Below are 22,874 nucleotides of genomic sequence, written 5' to 3'. Positions count from 1 at the left end.
TTAATTTGACTAAAGATAGGTAATTAAAACTTCCAGCTGGCATACAACATAACATTCCTGTATGATGGATTCAGATATTGATAAAAGCGAACACCTGCCGCCGGACCGGTTCTTACCACACCCAATTGTACATCGGCAAACACGGCGCCGCGAAAAGTAGTGAACGATTCTTTTTGTTTGCCCACTTCTCCATCCAGGGCAAGTGTACCGCCATTGGCATCAAATAACAAACCTCGTATAGTGTTGGTGGTGTTGCGGCTCACTTCTACCGAAGCCAGCATACCTGCCCCTGCTGAAACAAAAGAGGCCAGGTTATACCTGAATTCAAAAGGAACGAGTTCCATGGAAGCTACCTTTATTTTTTGATAACTGTCGCGGTACTGTACCTTGTATGCTCTGCCATTTAGAATAGTATCGCCACCCTGCCGGCGTGTTACAAAACGTTCGAACGATTCATCTGACCGAAGGAATAGTTCCCACTGCAAATACTTTTTGTAGGCTGCGTATTCAGAAACAGTAAAGCCCAGCGTATACTGCCGGGATGCAATATTGTTTACAGCAGCGCCAATGGTTGAACCAAGCCCTATGATAATACCTGGAGAAATACCCTTCTTAAAACTACCTGTGGAGCGATTGGTATATACCGGTTCATTTTTATCGAATACGATAGCTGCCCGGCTTTGAAAGGATTGCTTGTGCATATTCTTTGCAAAACGAATGCGGTATTTTATATAACCTTTGGTAGAATCAGGATCAGAGACCCCATCCTGTTGGGTGCCCGGCAGGTAAATGTTGTTGAAGATAAACTGAATGCTGTCGTTGGTAACCACCGTATCTATACAACTTTGATTGCCTGTTGCTGTTTCACATAACGGGCATTTAGGTTTCATATCAACCAGTTCCAGTGAAGCGGTATTCAGCATGCCAGGCATAGTGATGGTAATAGCTACTTTTTTTGCCGGTCCTTTGCCGGTATTCTGAAACTGTACTTTGTAAGTATTGTCCTTATTCTTTCTGGTAAAACGATAGTTCAGCTTCCTGTTCTTTAATTGCATGCGATTGGGATCGTGCGATGCTACTATTTGCAGCTCGAGATTGAATTTCTCCATCTCCATGGAAGGGTCATCAGGAATGAATAAGCCTGAGATCGTAACCACCGCATTCGTGTCTTTTATCATGTCGGGCAGGGTATTGACGGTAACGAACATAAATTGTTCATCCCCTTTTTGAACATCGCTTATCCGCCAGATGGTATGTTGGCGAAAAGTATTCATTTCCTGTTTTACCTGTTGCAGCATTTGCCGTTTGTCGGCCGTTGGGCCATTCACTCCAGCAGAAACGGAGAACAATCCATTGGCTGCTTCCTTTTGTTCAATAGCGTCTGTCTGCGGCATCCAGGCCATCATGGATTCAACGGCGATGGATTTTTCCTGGTGATAGCTGCGCGTGTCTGAAACATCGAAGCAGTTTTGGGAGAATTGCTTTTCATTATACAACAACATAATTGAACCGCTCATTGGGGCGGCGGCATTGTTTTTATTGCGGTAGCCGATGAGCAATACCATGTCTTCCCCCGGTTTGGGCTGTTGGTTCGCTTTTATTTCGAGAGAACCGTCGCCGGTAAAAAAGACGGGCGTTTTATTATTTGCCAGCATGGAACGGCTGTTCACGCGCAACCGGCGGGGGCGGGTATTGGGTTTTTTACCATCGTCGTAGTTATTGGTGGCATATAAGCGAACGTCATAGTTGCCGGTATCTTTATAAATATGCACTGGTTCTTTTTCAAAGCTATAACTGCCATCCCCAAACTCCCAGAAATAGGAGTAAAATGCAACCGGTGCGCCTGCTACCTGGTGTAACGGACGCAGGGACGCGCCAAACTTTACCAGGTTGTTATCGATCTGCGGATCGATATCAGCAGCGGCCGTATCGTTTACCTGGGCACGGGCGGAACCTATCATACATAAAAACAGCAACGGCCATAACAGGGTTTTGTATGATATCATTAGTGAAAGATTTTTTAAATATAATTAATTACAGGTAAAAATCCCGGTCGGCAGGCGCCGACCGGGAAGAGTACAGATAGATTATTGATAGCCCCGTTTTTAAATGGTTGCGAGGAAAGCATCAACTTCAGCCTGAGTTGCTTTATGGATCGGAGCATCGATGTGCATGTTGGCACTGATGGTAACTGGCTGTGTGCCGAATTGAATGAACCCGTCGCTGTCTTTTCCAATGATAATAAGATTGGCCTGTAAGCCTATGGGTAATGAGTTTTGGTATGACTGGAATTGTTGTACCGTATAATCGAAAGGCAGGGTAATTACAGTGGTAATATTTTTGAATACCAGCATTACCTGTAAGTCACTCACCTGGTTATTATCCTGGAAAGCAGGTAAGGCGGTAATGGTTGTTTTAGGATTGGGGTCGCTGTAGAAACGATCGCAGTTAACCCAGGTAAAAGAAGGCAACGAGAAAGTATAGCTGTTAGGACCATTGCCAAAAGGATAATAAGGAGCGGGGTTCCAGGTATACGGGCTTGCAGGTTGTTGGCTGCCGCCGGTGCCGCCACCCTGGGGATTTTGTCTTTTATCCTGAACAAACAGCCCCATATCTTTATTGTTCATCACCTTGGGTATTTCAACTTTAGCGCCATCGTTGCCCAGGGCCGGGTTCAGGCGAATATCAGCACCATCTTTTTGTGCTTTTACCAGTAACTCACCACCCGATTCAAGCAACTGGCCATTCGATTCGGTCATTACACCGGAAAACAGCACATCCTTTTTGCTTAATACTTCTTTAAGCGTAACTGTTACAGTGCCACTTATTACAGCACCATTGCCATCGACAAACGCATTTGGTGCAAAGGTTACTTTAGCTCCTTTTTCACCGGTTATAGTAAAGCCTGCGGTGGCATTACCGGTGAAAGATTGTGTTTTAATTGCATGTGAGGCCATAAAGTCATCGGCCTTTGCATAGTTGGGCGGGGTGCTTTTATCTTTTTTACAGGAAGACAGGGAAATAATGGCTGTAGCTACTATTGCTGTTGATAATAATGTCGTTTTCATAATTGATTATTATTTGGTTTCAGAAGTATATCAACGGGGGTGATCTTTTGTTACCCCCCTTTTTCAAAGTTTTTTTGAGAAAGTTGTAAGTGCCTGAGAACCTGTATATATTTGGTAAGTGCAACCTACCATCATCCATACCGACCAGCGTTACATAACTGCCCTGTTACAAAACGATGTGGTGATCGTTCGGGAGATCTACGACAAATTCGCGGGAAAGATCAAACACTATATTATAGCCAATAGCGGGAGCGAAGAGGATGCTGCCGATATCTTTCAGGAGGCTTTAATAGATATATATAACCAGGCAACAAACAAACAACTACAGCTCACGTGTCCGTTTGAGCCCTTTCTTTTATTGATCTGTAAAAGGAAATGGTTAAATGTTTTGAAAAAAAGAGGGCGTGAACCGGTAACAAAAGAGTTCGGCGATGTATCTATAGGTGAAGATGTGTTTGCCCTGGCGGAGCAAATGAAGCAAAACGACCAGCGTTTGCAGGTGTTCCTGCAATGTTTTGAAATGCTGGGCGATGCCTGTAGAGATATCATCAGGAAATGCCTGAGCGGTGACGACCAGGCATTGATAGCCGAACAGTTAAAGGTTTCCTATGGGTACCTGCGTAAAAAGAAAAGTGAATGTATGGCGGCATTGACTAAAATGATACATACACAATTATCCGAATGGAAATAAATTATGAGTACTTACAACGATATTGCGCGGTATGTTGAGGGTGAAATGACAGCTGAAGAACGGTTGGCTTTTGAAGCCAGCCTGGCTTCGGATGAAGGGCTGCGTCAGCAACTGGCCTTATACCAGGAAGTGGGTACAACCCTTCAACAACACTTCAACGCCGATGAGCAACGGCAGCAATTGCAGCATACCCTGCAATCGCTGCGGGGTGGGTTCTCTGGCGCAGCTTCGCAACCGGCAAAAGTGATTCCGTTCAAAAAATACCTGCGCGGCGCAGTAGCCGTAGCAGCCATTCTGATTGCCGTGGTGTTTGTGTGGCAGCCATGGAAACCCAACCTGTTCAATAAATTTGCTGAAACCAGTATGGCGGCGCCGGTTGAACGGGGCGATAATGCAGATAACATATTGCAACAGGCGGTATCAGCGTTTAATAAAAAAGATTATTCCAATGCAGTTACTTTGTTGCAACAGGTAAAGGAACGGGATACCGCCAATAGTTACGTAAACTTCTATTACGGGGTTGCATTATTGAAAAGCGGTCGCGTGCCGGAAGCCAGGCGGATCTTTGACGCATTGTACGCGGGGCAATCGGCTTTTAAATATGAAGGGGCGTTCTTTCAGGCGCTGGGTTATTTAACAGAAAAGAACAGGGAAGCCTGTAAGGAATGGTTACAGAAGATCCCTGCCGATGCCGCCAAATATGATAAAGCGCAGGAGCTGTTGAAGGAATTGAAGTAAGTTAAGTCCAATACGCCGCCGTTCTAAATACCGGTAAAATAAAAAGCCCCCGACAGGATCGGGAGCTTTAAATCATTAATATATTTCTTTTATACAGCTGCGCTTTCTTCCTGCTTAGAGGTGATACGCACCGGGTTCTTAACCTTTTTAGCCAACCGCTTTTTTCTTCCCACCCAGTAAATTAAAAACCCCGTTATCGGCAGCGAGAATGCCACCAGGGCGGCAATCAGTGCCAGGATCTGGGTTGGCCAGCCAAACAGTTTGCCGGTATGTATGGGTAAGTTCATCCGGCGGATCTTATTGCCGGTTGAGGAATTTTTGAACAGGCTTTCCTTCAATAAATGCCCGGTGCCTTTTTCAAAATATAACACATCAACAATGTTGTCTACAACTGCCTCGCGGTTTACCTTGTTAACTGTAATCGCCAGGCTGTCTTTTTCAGGAAAAAGAATGGTGACCCGTCCTTTGTAAGGAAGTTTCGCATTTGCCTGATCGTATAACGATTCATAAAAGCCGGCTTTAATGGGCTCTTTAACCGTGTTGGCAGGCGCTTCTTTTTTAGGGGCAGGTTTGCCATCGGCCAACTGGTATACGAGGTTGCTAAACCAGGGATAGGCAAATACCAGACCTGTTAAGCCAATAGCCAATAGCACAATGTGTACATAAAAACCACCTACTGCATGCAGGTCCCAGTTCAGCCGTTTCCATTTTGATGACCAGGCAATACGGGTGCGTTGTTTCAGGATGTGCCAGCGTTTGGGCCACCACAATACCAAACCGGTAATAACCATCAGTACAAAAATGAGGCAGGAGGCGTGGGTAATGGTTTTGCCCACTTCGTTCATACACAAATGACGATGCAGGTTCAGTACCACGCCAAAAAAGCGTTTGTCAAGGTTCCTGGCCCTTATTACTTTACCGGTATACGGGTTAACGGCAATATGCCAGGTATTTGTTTTTTTCTTTTTAGCATAGAAGATCGCCGATCTTTCGGGCGCCTTGCTTTCCAGGTAAATGCGGGTAATTTTAAGCGAGCTGTCATAAGCTTTGGCAGCATGATACATACTGTCTACCGATACCCGTTGCGCATTTTGCGGTACAGCAACAGCGAAGAAGTCTTTGTTGGCCCATTCGTCCAGCTCATCTTCAAACACCAGCAGGGTGCCGGTGCCGGCAACGATCAATACCACCAGCCCCGATGCCAGTCCCAACCATAAATGCAGTTTGCCGATAATCTGTTTCAACGTCATTGCTTGCTATTGATATATAAATAAAAAAAGAAGTTCCGATAAATCGGAACTTCCACTAATCAGAGCCTTAATCTGGATGTATTTGATGTAGCAAAAGATACAACCAGACGAAGGCTTACTATTTACTTAAACAGAAGTTCCACTAAAATTGCTAAACAGCAAAAAAATAAGGCTACTGTCTTTGCCGGATAAATAAAACACTTAGTTGGAACTAACTGTGTACACTCATGTAAAGAACTTGGCGGTGCAGGATAAAGGTCTGAAATACAGGTTAAGGCACCGACTTAACGACAATCAGGTCTTAAAACGTATACGCCACGGTTGCCAGCCAGTTGCGTGGGGCGCCCGGAAACAGCCTTACATAGTCGTAGCCGCCCACCCAATACGTTTTATCCAGCACATTGTTCAGGTTGAACTGGATTTGGAATTTATCAATTTTATAATATAAGGCTGCGTTCAGCAATTCGTAACCCGGTATGGTTTGGGCCTGGTTCAGCGACAAATAACGCTGTGATACGAAGTTGGCGCCGGCACCAATACCGAACCCTTTTAAGCCACCTCTTTTGAAAGAATATTTTGTCCAGATGTTTCCCTGGTTTTTTGGTGCATTGGGTTTTTGCTGGTTTACAAAATCTTTATCTGTACCACCGGCTGCAGTGAGCTTCGCTTCGTTGTAGGCATAGTTCAATACAATGTTCCAGTTGTCGGTAACCTGGCCCACCATTTCAAATTCAAAACCTTTTGAGGTTTCTTTTCCTATCTGTATCATACTGTCAACCGGAGCGGGGGCAGGCGCAGCATACAATGCGTTCAACTGTTCAATCTTATAGATAGAAGTGGTTACAGACAAGCGCTTGTTGAACCATTCTGATTTAAAGCCGGCCTCCACCATATTGCTTTCAAGCGGATCAAATGGCCCGCCGGAAGTAGGGGAGAAAGCTGATGAAGGCTGTGGATTGTACCCCTGCGTATACATGGCATAAGCATTGATGTTGGGTGTTACCGCATATACCACGCCCAAACGGGGTAATAAAGCAGTTTGGTTCACTTTGCTTTCATTGGCCCGGGTGTAATTCTTTTTATCCGTATACCACTCATAACGCAAACCCAGCAACACCTGTAGTTTGCCCAGGGTTACCTGGTCCTGAACGTATGCACCACTCAGGTAGTTATAGTGCGGAATGGTAGATTCATTGCTGGCCGGCGCATAAACATATTTGGAAGCATCTTCCATGTTATGTTCATTCTTTGCCAGGTCGTACGTAGGTACGTTTGGCTTCATCAGGTTCAGCGTTGTATCTACCCCATTGATGGTGGTTTTGTATTTATAGGTTACAAAGTTGGCTGAGTCTTTTGAACTGTAGGCAGCAGCTGTGCCATCCTTTTTAAGATACCCCGAGGCTGTTTGCTGGGCGGCGCCAATGGGTAATTTATCCTGGGCATAGTCGTAACCAATTACGATCTTATGTTCCAGTGAACCTGTATACACTTTGTGGGTAAAGTAAGCGGAAACATTATCATTGAATGCTCTTGACTTTCTATCGAATACCTGACGCTCAATTAAAAACGATACAGGTTTGCCATAAATATCCCTGGCATATGTATTGGCGCTGCGATGTTCAAACAGGTCTTCAGAATAGCTGGTTCTGATAAAAGCAATATTGAAAGAAGTGTTGCTGGTAAAGTTGTGGGTTAAAGAGGTGGTAATGCTGTATTGTTCTTCATTCAAATGATCGTTCACATCGTTTAATGAAAGCGAGATGGGCGTTGAATACAAATCGTTGGTAAATACAGACTGACCGCGGTTTATCCGGCTGTTCGATTTATTGTACACCAGGTCAAAGTTAAGCCTGGTTTTATCGGTTGGTATAAAGCTGATAGAAGGCGCCAGCACAATGTTCTTTTCAAACTGCAGGTCACGGAACGATTGAGCGTTCTCGTAAGCAAGGTTCATCCGGTATAACAATGTTTTCCTGTCGTTCATGGGGCCGGTTGCATCGGCCAGTGCCCTGAATGTATTGAAGCTGCCGGTGATAAAGGAAACGGAATTCCTGACCTGGTCGAGTGGTTTTTTGGTTACCCGGTTAATAGTCCCGCCGGGAGATGCATTGCCAAAAAGTGCTGATACCGGTCCTTTAATCACTTCTACTCTTTCGAGGTAATTTGCCGGTGGTTGTTTCCAGAAGGAAGAGTTGGCCCTTAACCCGTTTACCAGCATGGTGGCGTTGCTCGATGAAACCCGGAAGCCCCTGATGGCAATGTCGTTATTGGCGGTAAACTGGTTAACCCCGCTAAAGTTCTTTACTACGTCACCCACACGGGCGGCGGCCTGGTCCTGCATTACTTCTTTGGTAACATAACTAACCGATTGAGGAAGGTCTTTCAACGGCGTTGCGGTTTTTGACCCAATGAACGAAGTAGTGTTTTTGTAACCTGTTTCGCGGCGGCCGGTGATTTCTACCTGTTGCAATTCGTATTGCGTGGCTTTCAGGATAAAGTCGATAGTTTGGGTTTCACCTGCTGTAAGGCTTACCTTCTGAATGGCGGGTTCATACCCAATTAAAGAAACCTGTACAGTATAAGACCCCGGATTCAGATTTATTAATTCGTATTGACCGGTTGAAGTGGTGACCGTACCTATTTTTTTCCCTTTGATAAAAACAGATGCCGAAGTAAGCGTGTCGCCTTTTTCGTTTTTCACAATACCTTTTACCGTGGCTTGCTGAGCTATTCCATGGAGTGTTGCAGTTAATAACAGTGCTAAAGTATAAATTCCTTTCATGAGTGTTGCGCAAATAAATTTGCGCAAAATTCTCCCTAAAAGGGTATTTACGCCTTACGCAATCCGAAAGACCGTTTACGCAATCAGGAAAGAATTTATGCAAATGATATTGAGAAAAACAGCTATTTGTTATTCGGATTTATACTTCTGAACAAGGTACAAGCCCGCTAAAGTCAATAGCATGCCGGCAACAGTAAAAATGCCAATGGGTTCCTGCATCATAACACTGGCAATGATGAAACCGAATACCGGGCAAAGGAATAACCAGAAAGAAGCTTTTACGGCATTGTCTCTCAACAGGTATAACCACAGTTGAACGCCAATGACAGATACGGGGATGGCCAGCCAAAGCACTGGCGCCAGCATTTTAAAACCCCAGACATTTTTTGTTTTGTCATATGTGGCAATCGCAACCGGTAATAAAAATATTCCGCCCAACAGGGTTTGCCATCCATTGATGGTAAGGATGTGCAGGTTTTCCCAGTTTTGTTTGGAGAAGTAAATAACTCCGGCTGAATAAATGATCATGCAAAGCATTAACAGACTGATGCCGCCGGGTGTGGCAAAACTGTGTTTAAATAAAGGCCAGGCAGCCAGTAATACACCGCACATACACAGCACCAGGCTGGTGATGGTAACCAACCGGAGGCGATGACCAAAGATCACCGTAGCCATCAGGCTGATGAGCACCGGGTTGGTGGCAATGGCCAGTGAGCCTAACCCGGCAGATACATGTTGCATGGCCAGTACATAAATGCCCAGGTACAGTGAAATATTCAGCAAGCCATAGATGGCTAATTGTTTCCATTCGTGTTTTTGCGGAAGCCGTTTGCGTAAGATGCCATGAGAAATAATCAGCATTAACAAACCGGCAATAAAAAAGCGCGTAATACAGATCACAAAAGGTTGTGCCACCTGCAAGCCAAATTTGGTAGCTACTGCGGCAGAAGGCCATAGTATCGAAAACCCTATTCCTGTTAAAAACCATAACCAGCCTGCCGATTTCCTGTTATTCAATGCTTGATTTTTTGGATGGCAAAAATACTAAAGAAAAAAGCGGATACGAAATATAGCTTCGTACCCGCTTTGTGTATTATGCTAATTGATGATAGCTATTATTCAACAAACAGCTTCTCTACTTTAGAACCATTGTCGGTTACTACAGTAATAAAATACATGCCTTTATTTAACGGGCGAACATCCACGGGGATGTAGGTGCCATTTACATTTACTGTTTTAATAAGGCGGCCAATAGCATCCCGCACTTCAATACGGCTACAGTTTACCGAGGTATTAACATATACTGTTCCTTTTACGGTGGGGTTTGGCTGCAGGGTGATGATGAGATCCTTGTCGGGATAAGAGAGGGTACGTATATGTGAATAGGTATACTTACCATCTTTATCCACTGTTTTTATGCGATAGTAGTTAATACCGGTAGCCATTTGTTTATCGGTAAACGTGTATTTGGTTGTCATTGTGGTGTTGCCGGTTGCAGGTACAGAACCAATTGCCTCGTACTGGCTGCCATCGGTACTTCTTTCAATAGTGAATTCGCTGGTAATGCCTTCCTGTCTCGTTGTCCATTGTAACAGGGCGGCTGCGTTGTTTCTTACAACGATGAACATGCCCATCTCCGTTGGCAATGCCTGGTTTGGTATAGGTCCGGCACTGTTGATCCAGAATTCAGAGAAATGGTTTACCTGGTATTCGGCATAATAACCGTTGTCGTATGGTATTATATCAACGTTGGCAGGAGCTACGTATGAATAGGCGCCACTTAAGTTATCAGTAAGGCTGCCATTTTCTTCCAATGGCGCATAGCTGTATTGAGTTACCCCGGCAGCATAGGCATCCTGAATAGTAGTACAGGTGCTGCAACCGGTAGCGTTTATAAGGTTCTTTGCTTCTGTATCCAGGAAATAATAACGTACGCTTACGGGTGATATTGGGGCGTTGGCAGGTTGCACTACAATATTTCTATCGAGATAATATTGAATTGAATCGTTACGCACAGCGCCGGTGTTGAAGTATACGCGCACATCTGTATTGCCCAGGTTTTGTCCATGTGGATTTATTGATACTACCCGGTTGCCGCCTGCATTGAAGTGCGTCCAGCCGGTGCCACTAACTGCCTGTGTTAAACCGCTGGTGATGCTGGGCCCGCTGTAAATGGGGGCTTTATCAAATATATGCACATCGTCTATGCCTACCCCTTCGTAGGTAACCCCGGGGTCGGCATACATAGCTATCCTGAAACGAACGGTGGTGCCATGCGTAGGAATGTTATAGCTCGATACATGCCAGGTAGGGTTTGAGATTTTAAAGGCCTGGTAGGTAATATTATCAAACCAGCTGGTGCCGCCGGTGGTACTACCCAGTCTGTACCAGGTCTGTCCATCAATGCTGTATTCAACCCAATGGAAGTCACAGGTACAATCGTCTTCAGTACGGAAGATGTGACTGAATGAAAACACGGGTTGGGTTAGTCCGCTCAGGTCAAAGCAGGGTGAGTACAGGTACGAATATTCATTGTTATTATAGTTCCCGGTTAAATTGGTAACCCATGCTTTGGTTCCGTTGGCGGCCTTGTTAATGATTGTTTTAGCGGGTGTGCCCCATTGCCAGCTGCTGTTGATGCCGCCGGTATACCAGTTGCCATTATTGCTTTCAAAGCCTTCGAGGTAAGGGAAGCTGGTAATAAGCGGTTTGGTTAAAAAGCTGGTGGTGATGGTATCGTTTGCCCGGTAGGTATCGGTTGGATAGTCTACATATGTTTTTAACGTGTAAGCTTTATAGCTTGCCAGGTTGGCGGTTTGTGTAAATGTATAATTCAATACCTGGCCTGCGGTTAAGGTTGGAATGGTTTCCGTAATTACAGGGCCATTATCAACCTGGTACGAAACAGGCACATTGTTAAGTGTTCCGGTGCTGTAATTTTTTACCTGCACTGTTACTGGTTCTGTAGCACTGAGGGCGCATATATTGCCTGTTGATGGAGCTATCAATTGCCTGGTGGTTACATCATCTGTGGTCATGGTAATGGTTACATCGTCGAACGTATAACCATCATCGAGGTTGCCATCGATAATAACCGAGTTGGTGGAGCGGTAACCCTGTTCGCCAAATTTAACCTGGAAGCTGCTGCTTACCGTTTGGGCCGGCGAAGCATTGGCCAGGGTTTCGGTGATATTAACCGGGGTAGCTGCACGGTAGATGCCGAAATCGGTGGTATTGATGGGAAGGGTATACACGGGTACCCAGGCATCGTTTTCACTGCCACGGATCCAAACTTTATTATTAGGGGCCGAGAAATCGACACCCTGGTTCTGAACATAGAACGAGAGCCATAACTGCTGGCCGCTGGTGTAGTTGCCCAGGTTAAAAGTTGTGATCAGGGTATCGGCCTGCATAACGCCGTTGTACATTATTTGATCGAGTGTTATGGCGCGGTTACCGGTTCTTGCCATACCCGTATTTACAAAGGGACGGGCCCGGCCATTACTGGTGCTGGCAAAGAAATCGCAACGGTCGAGGCCGGTAAAGCCCCGGGTGCCATTGGTATAGCTTTGCGAAGCGGCAGTTTCAAATCCTTCGGTATAAGAAGGGCTTAACAGGATGGGGTCGTTTCTTAAATTCTTCACTACTCTGGTAAGGGTATCGTTCAGGTGCGAGGGATCGCTGCTAAAGTCAACCCAGGCCTTGATGGTATATGTTCCTTCTACCGAGAAATCGTAGGTGGATGCAAATGTATAAGTATAAGTGCTGTTGGCGGCAATGGTTTGGGTAGTGGCTTCTGTTACAGGTGTTCCACCGTTTACCTGGTAGGTAACATTGAACGTTCCCGATGTAGCAACTGAACCTGCATTTTTAATCCGCACCTGCGGAGCACTGATGCCTAATTGTGAGTTGGTGAACCTGCGGCCGGTAACCGGCGCTACCAGCAGGTCGGGAGTAAGGTCATTATCGTAAGTAGGCGAGGCACACGCGCCGCCTGTGGGGATTATACTTTTGGCAACGGCCCGGCGCCCGGGTGATGAATTCAGTACGGAGCGTACGGTGAGCCAGTAAGTGCTGTCTTTATTAAGGCCTCCCAGGGTATAATTGGTAGCTGTAGTATTGGCTACAACCACCAGGTCACTGCCTTTTAATTGCATAATATCATAACTGGTAGCAAAAGCCGCTGCGGGCCAGCTCATATCAACATAGCCTGTACAGGCGTTGGCCAGGGTTAGGGTAGGCTGTGATAAAATGGTGAACCTGCCGCCAACGGCTGTATAAGAAGTTCCGTTACGGCTTATTCTTATCAAAGCATTTTCGGTACCCAGGTAGGGAGCGGCATAAAAGTAACTCCGGTCGGTGGCAGGAACATTGTTGCTGATGGTTGTCCAGGTAGCTCCGTTATCAGTAGAGATTTCAATTGTAAAGGTATTGGTGTTGGGGTCGGTAGCGCTCCAGCGAATGTAGTCGGTGCCGCCGGAAACCCAGGTGTCGGCAGTATAGGGTGAAATAACTTTTACTTCAGGCGCAATAACCTGGTAAGCTACTACATAATCCTGCGGTCCCTCAGGCACATTGGTGCCATTAACCGTAACCGTGAAATTGCCGGCCGGTGGATTATTGATAATCACCTGTTCAATATTGTTCCGGCTATCTACGCCTTCTACGGCTACATTGGTTACGTTGGCTGAGGACGGGTCAAGTATCAGTGGACGATGAATGATTGCACCGGGAGCAGTAACTGTAAGGTCAAGGTTGTTTACCAGGGTGGTGGATGCATAAGCGGCGGCTGCCGGATCATTCCAGTTTAATAATACTTTAAGTTGCGCGGTACCGGCTGGTACGCCGGTTATGGTAAAGGTTTGGGATCCGCCATTGTTTGTTACACCGGTGAAGTAGGTATTGTTTTCCAATGCTTCCACTGCGTTAACCGCATTCAAATGACCGAAACCATAAATAAAGTCGGGCCCGGGATTGCCAAGGTCATCAGCGCCATTACAAGCCACGGCTTTTATTAATACGGCAGTGGGGTTGGCGCCGCTGTGTAACTGGCGGTAACGTTCGTATAACAGGCCCATAGCGCCGGCCACAGTTGGGGCAGCCATACTGGTTCCGTAATCAGTGCCGTATGTATTATTCAGGGTAGTTGAATTGATGCCATATCCGCCTGCAACTATTTCTGGTTTTAACCGGCCATCATCAACGGGGCCGCCACTTGAAAAACCCGCAGTGACATAAGTATTAGCGGAGAAAGTGTTGTCAATGGCGCCTACCGTCAAAACGTTCTTACCGGTTTGAAAACCTGATTTTACGGTGGCATATTGCAAAGGGTAGGGCGAACAGGCAAGTGCGCCATCATTGCCTGCTGCAAATACGTGCAACAGAGTGGGGTTGGTATTGGTGAGGTTATCTATATAACTACTCATTACGTCGTATTCACCCTCACCCACACAACCATTTGATGAGGAATAATAGGAGTTGCTGGTGATTACCATATCGTAATCGGCTACGTAGTAGGGTGAGTTCACGATGATATCGCTAAAATACTGGCCAATAACCGTTGCTTTAGGCGCCATGCCTTTAAACCTGGGGTTTACAATACCTGCTCCGGCCAGGGTGCCTACAACATGGGTACCATGAAAGGTGGGCACTGACTGGTTCCTGTTTATAAGATGCACTGAATTATCAATATGGGTACTGGCATCCCCTTCATCGCCAATTCCAAGCGTTACACCGGCTCCCTGAAGATTACGTCCCCCGGCATAGCCTAAAATATCAAGGCCGGAAGCGTTGCGGTTATTGTAATTGAGGGGAACCGGTTTCATATGCTGGCTGCTGATGTAAGCAACGAAGGGCAGGCCTGCTATTTTTTGAACCACAGCTGCCGTAGCATCTATAAAAACAACATGGGCCGGTTGTATTTTGGTGTTCCTGATCTGGGCGCCTGCCTGGGTTAATTCTGCAATAGCAGTGGCTTTATCGATGTTTCCATAAAAGCTTACTGCTATCAGTTTATCAGGATCGTGCATGGATGCACCCAGTTGCTTTTGCAGGGCCGGGGAAATTTTGTTTTTGGCCTCCAGGGTGAAAATGCTGGCGATGGTATTCTTTTTAAGCTGATCGGGAGCGAGCCGGTCGTTTATTTCAGCTAAAAAGGAATTATTGGGAATGTAATTGTATAATAAAACACCTTCCTGCGCCAGGCGCTGACGTTCTTCCGCAGTAGGTAGTTTGTTAAACTGGATCAGCGCATAATACCGGTTCCTGAAGTGATGTTTGTTAAGGGAATCGGTAAGGTGAACATCGTTGCGAAGATTTTTGCTGGTGGTGAGGGCGCCGCTTTTTAACTGAACAGGCCGGATGATCTCCTGGGCCGACGTCTTCAGGGATACGAACAGCGAAAAAGCTGCGAGTAAAGGGTATTTCATTCAAGGGTATTTTAATAGGATAGTGGTTCTCAGCGTATTGGATTAACGGACTCAAAAAGATATCTCTTATAAACGGAAATACGAGGCGTTTATTATTGGGTTGGAAATTATATAAAGTTCTTTTAATCAGGCTGTTATGTGTTGTTTCGGCGCTAAAGATTTCCACCGTTTGCGATATATAATTCCCTGTACCCAAACCCCATTGTTAACCGGGTAGTTACACATAATTTTGCAACCGGGTAGTTACATAAATCAATTATATGCGTCGTGATGTTTTTCAGGCTATTGCCGACCCCACCCGGCGGGAGATCATTGGCTTGCTGGCCAATAAAACCCTTACTTTAAACGGGGTGGCTGAGAATTTTGAAATTAGCAGGCCTGCTATTTCAAAACACATAAAGATCCTGACGGAATGTGGCCTGGTTGTGATAAAACAACAGGGGCGGGAACGCTTTTGTGCAATTGACTTTAACCGGTTGAAGGAGGTAGCGGAGTGGATTAAGCAGTATAACCGGTTCTGGAATGAGAAGCTGGATGCGCTGGGAAGTTTTTTGGAGGGGAGTTAACAGGTTGACAGGTTAACGCGTTGACAAGAGATTAAAGTGAGAATTTGAGGTAAGAAGTAGGAGGTTGATAGGGTTGACGAAGTTGATATAGTTGATAAAGGGGAATACAAGATACTGGTAAAAGCTAAAAAGGTTAAAGGCTACAGCCAAAATCCGGAAGTGTATTTGCTTTCATCCGCCAGCCGGCGGATTTCGGCTTTCTGCCTGCAGTTTGTGGCTTGTAGCTTGCAGCTGTATTCCCACTGCCTACTGCCCTCTGCCTTGACTCTGAATAAACAAAAAGCCCGGAATCAAATTCCAGGCTTTTTTATTTTTAAAAAATTCCAATCTACTAATGCTGGTGATGCTGATGTTTCTCTGCTTCTTTAGTGAACTCTTCTACAGTTACCGGCTTTTCAATAGCGTTTACTTTTGTTTCAACCAGGTCAAACACTTTCTCGGTTTGAATACGGTGGTAAGCATCTTCAACGAACTTACGGTCTTTCATCATGCGGGTGATGTATTCAGCAATCCAGGGTTGCTCTTCGTCCTGCATGTTCATGCCCATATAACCGAATAACTGTTGTTTTGCAAAAGCTTCGATGTCTTCGTTCTTAACTTCGATGTTGTTCTCCTGCACCAGTTGATCGGTGATCAGGGTCCATTTCAGCTGATTTACGAATGTAGGGAATTCATGTTCCACTTCTTCCTGGGTTTTAGGTTGTTCGCCACCGGTTTGCATCCAGCGTTTCAGGAATGATTCAGGGAACTCGATCTTGGTATGGTCAACCAACACGTGGTAAATCTCGTGCTGTAAATGATTCTTTGTTTGTTTATCCCAGTAGCTCTGAATTTCCTCTTTTATTTCATTGCGGAATTCAGCCTCAGTCTTGATGTCTTTTTTGGGATAGATGGCTTTGAAAGTTTCTTCGTTCAGTTCTGCTTTTTCAACCAGACCAACTTTGGTGATGGTTACGTTGAAGAATTTTGCAGCAGCAGCTTCGTCGTGTTTGTCGAGGCCGAGATCGCTCAGTACCCATTCTCTTTCTTTTTCGTCGAAGGCTTTGTTTAACTGAATGTTGAACACGTCGTCTTTTTTCTTACCGGTAAGGGTGCTGCGTACAGGCTCAGCAAAGTATTTTAACAGGAAAGAATTGTCTTTAACAATACCACCTTCAATTACATTACCGTTGGCATCTGTTTCAGTGAAGGTTACGTTCAGTACGTTGTCATCTTCAGAAACTGCATCGCGGTCAGCCAGTTTGCCATGACGCACCTGTAAGCGGTTCACTTCTTCATTGATCATCTCATCAGTTACCGTTACTTTATTGCGGGTCATTTTTTCTTTAGACAGGTCGGCCACGCTGAACGCAGGTTTCAACCCTACTTCAAAATCAAACACATACTCGGTGGGGTTGTTCATGTCTAATTTTGGAGCAGTTTCGGTAGCAAGTGGTAAAGGCTGGGCGAAGATCTCCAGCTTTTCGCTTTGCATGTAATCGCCGAGTTGTTTCTCTACAGTTCTGATAACCTCATCAGCAAATACTGACTGGCCATGCATTTTTTTAATCATGCCAGTGGGTACCATGCCTTTCCGGAAACCAGGTATATTGGCTTGTTTGCTATAATTTTTGAGTGCTTTTTCAAAAGAAGGCAGATAATCTGCACCGGCTACTTTAATGGTAATCTTATCATTAAGCAGTCCGATATTCTCTCTGGTAACTGTTGCCATAGTCTTTTTTTAAATTGGGTTGCAAAGGTAAGGCAAACGGTGAAATCGGTCAAAACGAATAGGGGCGGATATTGCCCGTTAATCTTTATCCTGCAAAATTAGCAGGGGAACATGGGTTTCGTAGGCCATTGCGGTGGTGTGATTTTTAGAAAAAACCCTTTCCAGGAAGGTATGTTTATGGGCTACCATCACCAGCATTTCGCTGGAATGTTGTTGTAAATATTTGCTAATTGCCTGATTTACAGCGGGTTCCTCGATAATAACATATTCATGGTCAACGCCCTCAAAAATAATTTCACTGCTTTTCCGGCCGGTTAGCTCCTGGTCGGATTTACCGCCATGATTTTGCCGTACAAATAAGATATGTGTTTTAGCCCCAAAGGCGCGGGTCAGTTCCAGCAGCGGGTTAAACAGCCGGGTGCTGGTTTTATAGGTGAAATCGCTGGCATATGTAATATGTTTTACCGGGCTATAGCTGGCATTGTGGGGCACCACCAGTACGGGTGTTTTTACTTTCCGGGAAACATTTGTGGTGGTACTGCCAATGATCTTGTCAAGACCGCCGGCGCCCTTCATGCCCATTACAATAAGCCCTATTTCTTTTTCTTTGGTGAGGGTTTTTATTTCGTCGGAGGCAATGCCAATGCGCACCAGCCATTCAACCTCCAGTCCGTAGTTGTCATGGATCCAGTCTGCTTCCTTTTTTATTTGGTCCTCGTTTTCTTTTTGCAGGTTATCAACCGTAACCATGGCATAGGGCACCTCACTAATAGGAGTGGGGAGCATGTAGGCATGGAAGAGGAGTAACCGGGTATGTAACAATTTTGCCAATTCTGCTGCAAATACAGCTGCATTGCGGGATGCGGGCGAAAAATCCACCGCTAAAAGGATGGTATTCATACACAAAGTATTAAGGCTGTATAAAGTTAGCAAGTTTCCCAATGCTCCGGATGATAAAAACCTGTACTACAAATGACTTTTGTCACCTCTCCGCTTTCGGCTGACAGCTGCTAAAAAATAAACGACAGGCTTATGTTAGCCATGAGAATATTCTGAAAAGTTACTTGCGAGTCTTTTACGCCACGGCCCAAAGAGGGGTTATACCAGCCCTTGAAAATATCCTTTTTAAACGTAAGCTGCGAAAAGCCTGCAGTGAACGCCAGTTTATGGCTACATATAGGAATTAATGCGCCTGCTGCCACAGAAAACAGGGATTTTCCGGTGGTATGAACGTTCTCATTATGATCTTCATAAGAAATGCCACCGACAGAATTTGTGTAAGGAGTTTGCCAATTGGCAGCCTCTGTTTTTTCATAATTAGCAGGTCTGAATAACTGAACTGTTAAGATGGGGGCTATCTTTTGGGCTTTAAAATTGGTGACAGTAAGTTCTGCCCCCCATGGTATAACCGTTTTTGTTTCCTGGTTATAAGTAAAATAGCCGCCACTGATACCCAGGGCTATATATTTGTTGTATTTAAGGCCTATTGTTCCCAATGCGGCGGGGGTAAGGTTACCATGTACCGGAATAAACAGGGTTGGAGAAGCTTTTACAAAAAGATGTTCTTTAATAAAACCGCCGGTCTTTTGCTGGGCAAATAAAAGCGCGGGAAAGAAAAGCGTAGTAATGGTTAAGAGCTTTTTCATGAAAACAAAGTTTACTGATAAAGGTTTTGTAGTAAAAACAGCCTGTCCTTTATTTTCCCTTATGCCTTTAAAAAGATATAAATTAATTGAATTTAATAAAAAAGCGTCCCCATTTATCGGGACGCTTTTAGCGGAGTGCGCATGGAGGGACTCGAACCCCCATACCTCGCGGCATCAGATCCTAAGTCTGACGTGTCTACCAATTTCACCACATGCGCTCTTAAACGTTTGTTAGTTCTTTGTTTTGAACCCCGAACTGTTTTGGGGTTGCAAACATAGGGCATTTTTACGTAAATTCGTTAACTATGGATTCTGTTGCTGTGATACCGAAATATAATTTGAATGAAGAGCAGGAAAAAAAGCTAATACTCCGTGAATACCGGGCTCTGTTACGCGTTTTAAAACCCAAATTAAAACCGGGTGATAAAGAATTACTGCGCCGCGCATTTGAAATGGCCGCCGAAGCGCATAAAACCATGCGCCGGAAAAGTGGTGAACCCTATATTCTACATCCCCTGGCCGTTGCCCGCATAGGCATTGAGGAGATTGGCCTGGGTGTACGTTCTACTATATGTTCGCTGCTACACGATACCGTTGAAGATACCGATGTAACCCTGGAAGATATTGAACGGGAATTCGGAACTGAAATAGCCCGCATTGTGGATGGATTGACGAAGATCTCCAATATTATTGACGTCAATGCCTCGGCGCAGGCAGAGAATTTTAAAAAGATCTTACTTACCCTCACCGACGATCCCCGCGTTATTCTTATTAAACTGGCCGATCGCCTGCATAACATGCGTACGCTCGACAGTATGAAGCGGGAAAAGCAATTAAAGATAGCTTCTGAAACAGTGTATGTATATGCGCCGCTTTCGCACCGCATGGGCTTATATAATATTAAGACCGAGCTGGAAGACCTGGCCATGAAGTACCTGGAGCCGGAAGCCTATAAAGAAATTGCCCGTAAACTGGCAGAAACCAAACGGGAACGGTCGCGGTATATCAATGAATTTATAAAGCCTATCAAGGAAAAGCTGGATAAAACCGGTTATCAGTTTGAAATATACGGCCGGCCAAAAAGCATTCACTCCATCTGGAACAAGATGAAAAAGAAAGGGGTGGCTTTTGAGGAAGTATACGATCTGTTTGCCATCCGGGTTATCCTGGATATTCCCCTGGAACAGGAAAAAGAAGGTTGCTGGAAAGTTTATTCTGTAATCACCGATGAATATACACCCAGTCCTGAGCGCCTGCGCGACTGGCTGAGCAATCCCAAATCGAACGGGTACGAAGCGCTGCACACCACCGTGATGGGCCCACAGGGAAAATGGGTAGAAATTCAGGTACGCACGCGGCGCATGAACGAGATTGCCGAGAAAGGATTAGCTGCGCACTGGAAATATAAAGAAGGTACAGCCGATGAGAACCGCTTCGATAAATGGTTCCAGCAAATACGCGAAGTGCTCAATAACCAGGACAGCGACTCCATTGATTTCTTACACGATTTCAAAACCAGCTTCCTGGCTGAGGAAATATATGTGTACACGCCCAAGGGCGATGTAAAAATGCTGCCGGTTGACAGTACGGCGCTTGACTTTGCCTTTGCCATCCACAGTGTGGTGGGCTCGCAATGTATTGGCGCCAAAATAAACCACAAGCTGGTTCCTCTTAGTCATAAGCTGCGCAGCGGCGACCAGGTAGAGATCATTACCTCCAGCAAACAAAAGCCAAATGAAGACTGGCTGAATATTGTGGTTACTGCCAAGGCAAAGAGCAAGATCAAAGATGCTTTAAAGGATGAAAAAAGAAAGGTGGCCGATGAGGGCAAATATGTGTTGCAGCGCAAACTGGAGAATATGGGCGCGGCCTTCAATCAGCATAATGTAGATATCCTGGCTACTTTTTACAAGTTGCCTTCACCGCTCGATCTGTATTACCAGATCTCTGTAAAGTCAATTGACCTGAAGGAGCTGAGCGAGTTTCATGTACTGGGCGATAAGCTGGAGCCGCCCAAGCCTATTCGTCCAGAAGTAAAGCCCGATCATATACAGGCGATGCCCAAAAAAGATGCAGAGCTCATCATCTTTGGCGAAAGCAGCGACAAGATCATGTATACCCTGGCTAACTGTTGTAAGCCTATTCCTGGCGACGACGTGTTTGGGTTTGTAAGTACCGGCAAGGGGTTGACCATTCACCGCACCAATTGTCCCAATGCGGCCCGTTTGCTGGCCAATTACGGACACCGGGTTGTAAAAACAAAATGGGCAAAAAATAAAGAGATCTCATTCCTTACGGGTTTAAAAATAGTAGGGCTGGATGATGTGGGTGTCATTCACAAGATCACCAATTTAATATCAGGCGAAATGAAGATCAATATCAACGCCATGACTATTGAGGCCCGGGAAGGTTTGTTCCATGGGAACATCAGGGTGTATGTGCACGATAAAGAAGAACTGGATGATTTGGTAAATAGCCTGAAGAAACTGCCTGGTATTGAAACAGTTGACAGGTACGATACAGAACAGCAATAGCCATTTCGGATTTGGGGGATTTAAAGATTTTGAGATTTATATCGCTGAAATTTAAAAATTTCTAAATCTTGGTCCTTATTTTGTAATTCCGAAATCACGAAATCGCAAAATCTCAAAATCACTTAGTGTTTTTAACCTATTTTTGCCCCCGTTTGCTACAAATTATTCAAATATTTAATAATGGTTGATGTTTTATTAGGTCTTCAATGGGGCGATGAAGGCAAAGGCAAGATCGTGGACTATTTTGCTCCCAATTATGATGTTATTGCCCGCTTTCAGGGAGGTCCCAATGCAGGCCATACGTTATATGTAAACGAAAAGAAAGTTGTTCTCCATCAAATTCCTTCCGGTATTTTTCATGAGAATACAGTTAACCTGATTGGTAACGGGGTTGTATTGGATCCGGTTACTTTAAAAAGGGAATGCGAAACCGTAAAAGCGTTTGGTATTGACTACCGGAAAAATTTGTTTATTGCTGAAAGAACGCATTTGATATTGCCAACGCACCGTGCATTGGATAAAGCGTCTGAGTTATCGAAAGGAAATGATAAGATCGGTTCTACCCTGAAAGGGATTGGCCCCGCTTACATGGACAAAACCGGACGTAACGGTTTGCGCGTAGGCGATCTGCTAGATAAAAGTTTCACCACTCAATATATCCGGCTTCGCCTGAAGCACCAGAAGATGCTCGATAGCCTTAATTTCCATGAGGATATTACGGCCTGGGAAGAGGAATTCTTCGAAGCGCTTGAATTTATGAAAGAATTCAAGATAGTTAACGGTGAATACTTCATCAATGACAAGATCAGCCAGGGCAAAAAAGTTTTAGCCGAAGGTGCACAAGGAAGTATGCTCGATGTTGATTTTGGAACGTTTCCTTTTGTAACTTCATCAAACACTATTTCGGCCGGTGTATGTACCGGTTTAGGTGTGGCGCCCCAAAAGATTAAAGACGTAATAGGCGTAACTAAAGCTTATTGTACGCGCGTGGGCAGCGGGCCTTTCCCAACAGAATTACATGATGAAACTGGTGAAGAACTGCGCCGTATCGGTAACGAATTTGGCGCAACTACAGGTCGCCCCAGACGTTGTGGCTGGATTGACCTGGTAGCCCTGAATTTTGCCTGTATGGTGAATGGGGTAACTAAACTGGTTATGACAAAAGCAGACGTGCTGGACGCTTTTGAGGAGCTAAAAGTGTGTACCTCTTACAGTGTTAATGGCAAGAGTTCTAAGGAGATCCCTTTCCAAATGACAAGGGTATCAATTACCCCTGAACTGAAGAGCTTTAAAGGCTGGAAAGTGGCTACCGACAAGTTCAGAACGGCCAGTGAACTGCCAGGCACCATGAAAGAATATGTATCGTTTATTAATTCATATTTAGGTGTTAATATAAATTATATTTCCAATGGTCCGGGACGTGAACAATTGATAGAAATTCAGTAGTTTTCACTTCGGAT

Annotated in this window: 14 protein-coding genes and 1 tRNA gene; 5 read left to right on the top strand and 10 right to left on the bottom strand. The window is 45.1% G+C overall.

The features are described 5' to 3' along the window. Positions 1–23: 23 nt before the first annotated feature. Positions 24–2,006 carry a PKD domain-containing protein gene (locus NIAKO_RS27650; RefSeq protein WP_014221759.1) on the bottom strand — a complete coding sequence of 661 codons (1,983 nt, stop codon included), beginning with the start codon at positions 2,004–2,006 and terminating at the stop codon, positions 24–26. Positions 2,007–2,105: 99 nt separating this feature from the next. Next, positions 2,106–3,068, bottom strand: a complete 963-nt coding sequence (locus tag NIAKO_RS27645; RefSeq protein ID WP_014221758.1) for a hypothetical protein — start codon at positions 3,066–3,068, stop codon at positions 2,106–2,108. A gap of 118 nt (positions 3,069–3,186) precedes the next feature. Between NIAKO_RS27645 and NIAKO_RS27640 the strand changes: the two genes are divergently transcribed. Further along, complete coding sequence (locus NIAKO_RS27640; protein WP_014221757.1) at positions 3,187–3,759, top strand: RNA polymerase sigma factor; 573 nt, start codon at positions 3,187–3,189, stop codon at positions 3,757–3,759. 3 nt (positions 3,760–3,762) lie between these two features. Continuing rightward, positions 3,763–4,497 (top strand): anti-sigma factor, encoded by a 735-nt coding sequence (locus NIAKO_RS27635; protein WP_014221756.1) that lies wholly within the window; start codon positions 3,763–3,765, stop codon positions 4,495–4,497. 89 nt (positions 4,498–4,586) lie between these two features. Here the strand turns inward: NIAKO_RS27635 and NIAKO_RS27630 are convergent, their stop codons facing one another. From NIAKO_RS27630 to NIAKO_RS27615, 4 genes are all read right to left on the bottom strand, one after another. Further along, complete coding sequence (locus tag NIAKO_RS27630; protein WP_014221755.1) at positions 4,587–5,747, bottom strand: PepSY-associated TM helix domain-containing protein; 1,161 nt, start codon at positions 5,745–5,747, stop codon at positions 4,587–4,589. A gap of 301 nt (positions 5,748–6,048) precedes the next feature. Further along, the gene (locus NIAKO_RS27625; RefSeq protein WP_014221754.1) at positions 6,049–8,529 is read right to left on the bottom strand and encodes a TonB-dependent receptor; all 2,481 of its coding nucleotides are present in this window, start codon (positions 8,527–8,529) and stop codon (positions 6,049–6,051) included. Between the two features lie 129 nt (positions 8,530–8,658). Next, positions 8,659–9,546, bottom strand: coding sequence for a DMT family transporter (locus NIAKO_RS27620; protein WP_014221753.1), 888 nt, complete (start codon positions 9,544–9,546; stop codon positions 8,659–8,661). A 98-nt stretch (positions 9,547–9,644) separates the two neighbouring features. After that, positions 9,645–14,957, bottom strand: coding sequence for a S8 family serine peptidase (locus tag NIAKO_RS27615; RefSeq protein WP_014221752.1), 5,313 nt, complete (start codon positions 14,955–14,957; stop codon positions 9,645–9,647). A 260-nt stretch (positions 14,958–15,217) separates the two neighbouring features. Here NIAKO_RS27615 and NIAKO_RS27610 point away from each other — a divergent pair, with 260 nt between their 5' ends. After that, positions 15,218–15,523, top strand: coding sequence for an ArsR/SmtB family transcription factor (locus tag NIAKO_RS27610; protein ID WP_014221751.1), 306 nt, complete (start codon positions 15,218–15,220; stop codon positions 15,521–15,523). Between the two features lie 331 nt (positions 15,524–15,854). Here the strand turns inward: NIAKO_RS27610 and tig are convergent, their stop codons facing one another. The 4 genes from tig to NIAKO_RS27590 form a co-directional block, all read right to left on the bottom strand. Next, positions 15,855–17,234 carry a trigger factor gene (gene tig / locus NIAKO_RS27605; RefSeq protein WP_014221750.1) on the bottom strand — a complete coding sequence of 460 codons (1,380 nt, stop codon included), beginning with the start codon at positions 17,232–17,234 and terminating at the stop codon, positions 15,855–15,857. 78 nt (positions 17,235–17,312) lie between these two features. Continuing rightward, positions 17,313–18,134, bottom strand: coding sequence for a universal stress protein (locus tag NIAKO_RS27600; protein ID WP_014221749.1), 822 nt, complete (start codon positions 18,132–18,134; stop codon positions 17,313–17,315). A 110-nt stretch (positions 18,135–18,244) separates the two neighbouring features. Beyond that, entirely contained in the window at positions 18,245–18,880 is a 636-nt protein-coding gene (locus NIAKO_RS37960; protein ID WP_014221748.1) for a hypothetical protein, read from the bottom strand. A gap of 136 nt (positions 18,881–19,016) precedes the next feature. Then, positions 19,017–19,098, bottom strand: a tRNA-Leu gene (locus NIAKO_RS27590). 87 nt (positions 19,099–19,185) lie between these two features. On the opposite strand from NIAKO_RS27590, the gene NIAKO_RS27585 reads away from it, so the two are divergent. Both NIAKO_RS27585 and NIAKO_RS27580 read left to right on the top strand, forming a co-directional pair. After that, complete coding sequence (locus tag NIAKO_RS27585; RefSeq protein WP_014221747.1) at positions 19,186–21,414, top strand: RelA/SpoT family protein; 2,229 nt, start codon at positions 19,186–19,188, stop codon at positions 21,412–21,414. 180 nt (positions 21,415–21,594) lie between these two features. Continuing rightward, positions 21,595–22,860: an adenylosuccinate synthase gene (locus NIAKO_RS27580; RefSeq protein WP_014221746.1), complete on the top strand. Its 1,266-nt coding sequence runs from the start codon at positions 21,595–21,597 to the stop codon at positions 22,858–22,860. Positions 22,861–22,874: the final 14 nt, after the last annotated feature.

Origin of the sequence: Niastella koreensis GR20-10 (genome assembly GCF_000246855.1) — a bacterium.
Lineage (GTDB): Bacteria > Bacteroidota > Bacteroidia > Chitinophagales > Chitinophagaceae > Niastella > Niastella koreensis.
This window is presented reverse-complemented; position numbering and strand designations above follow the sequence as displayed.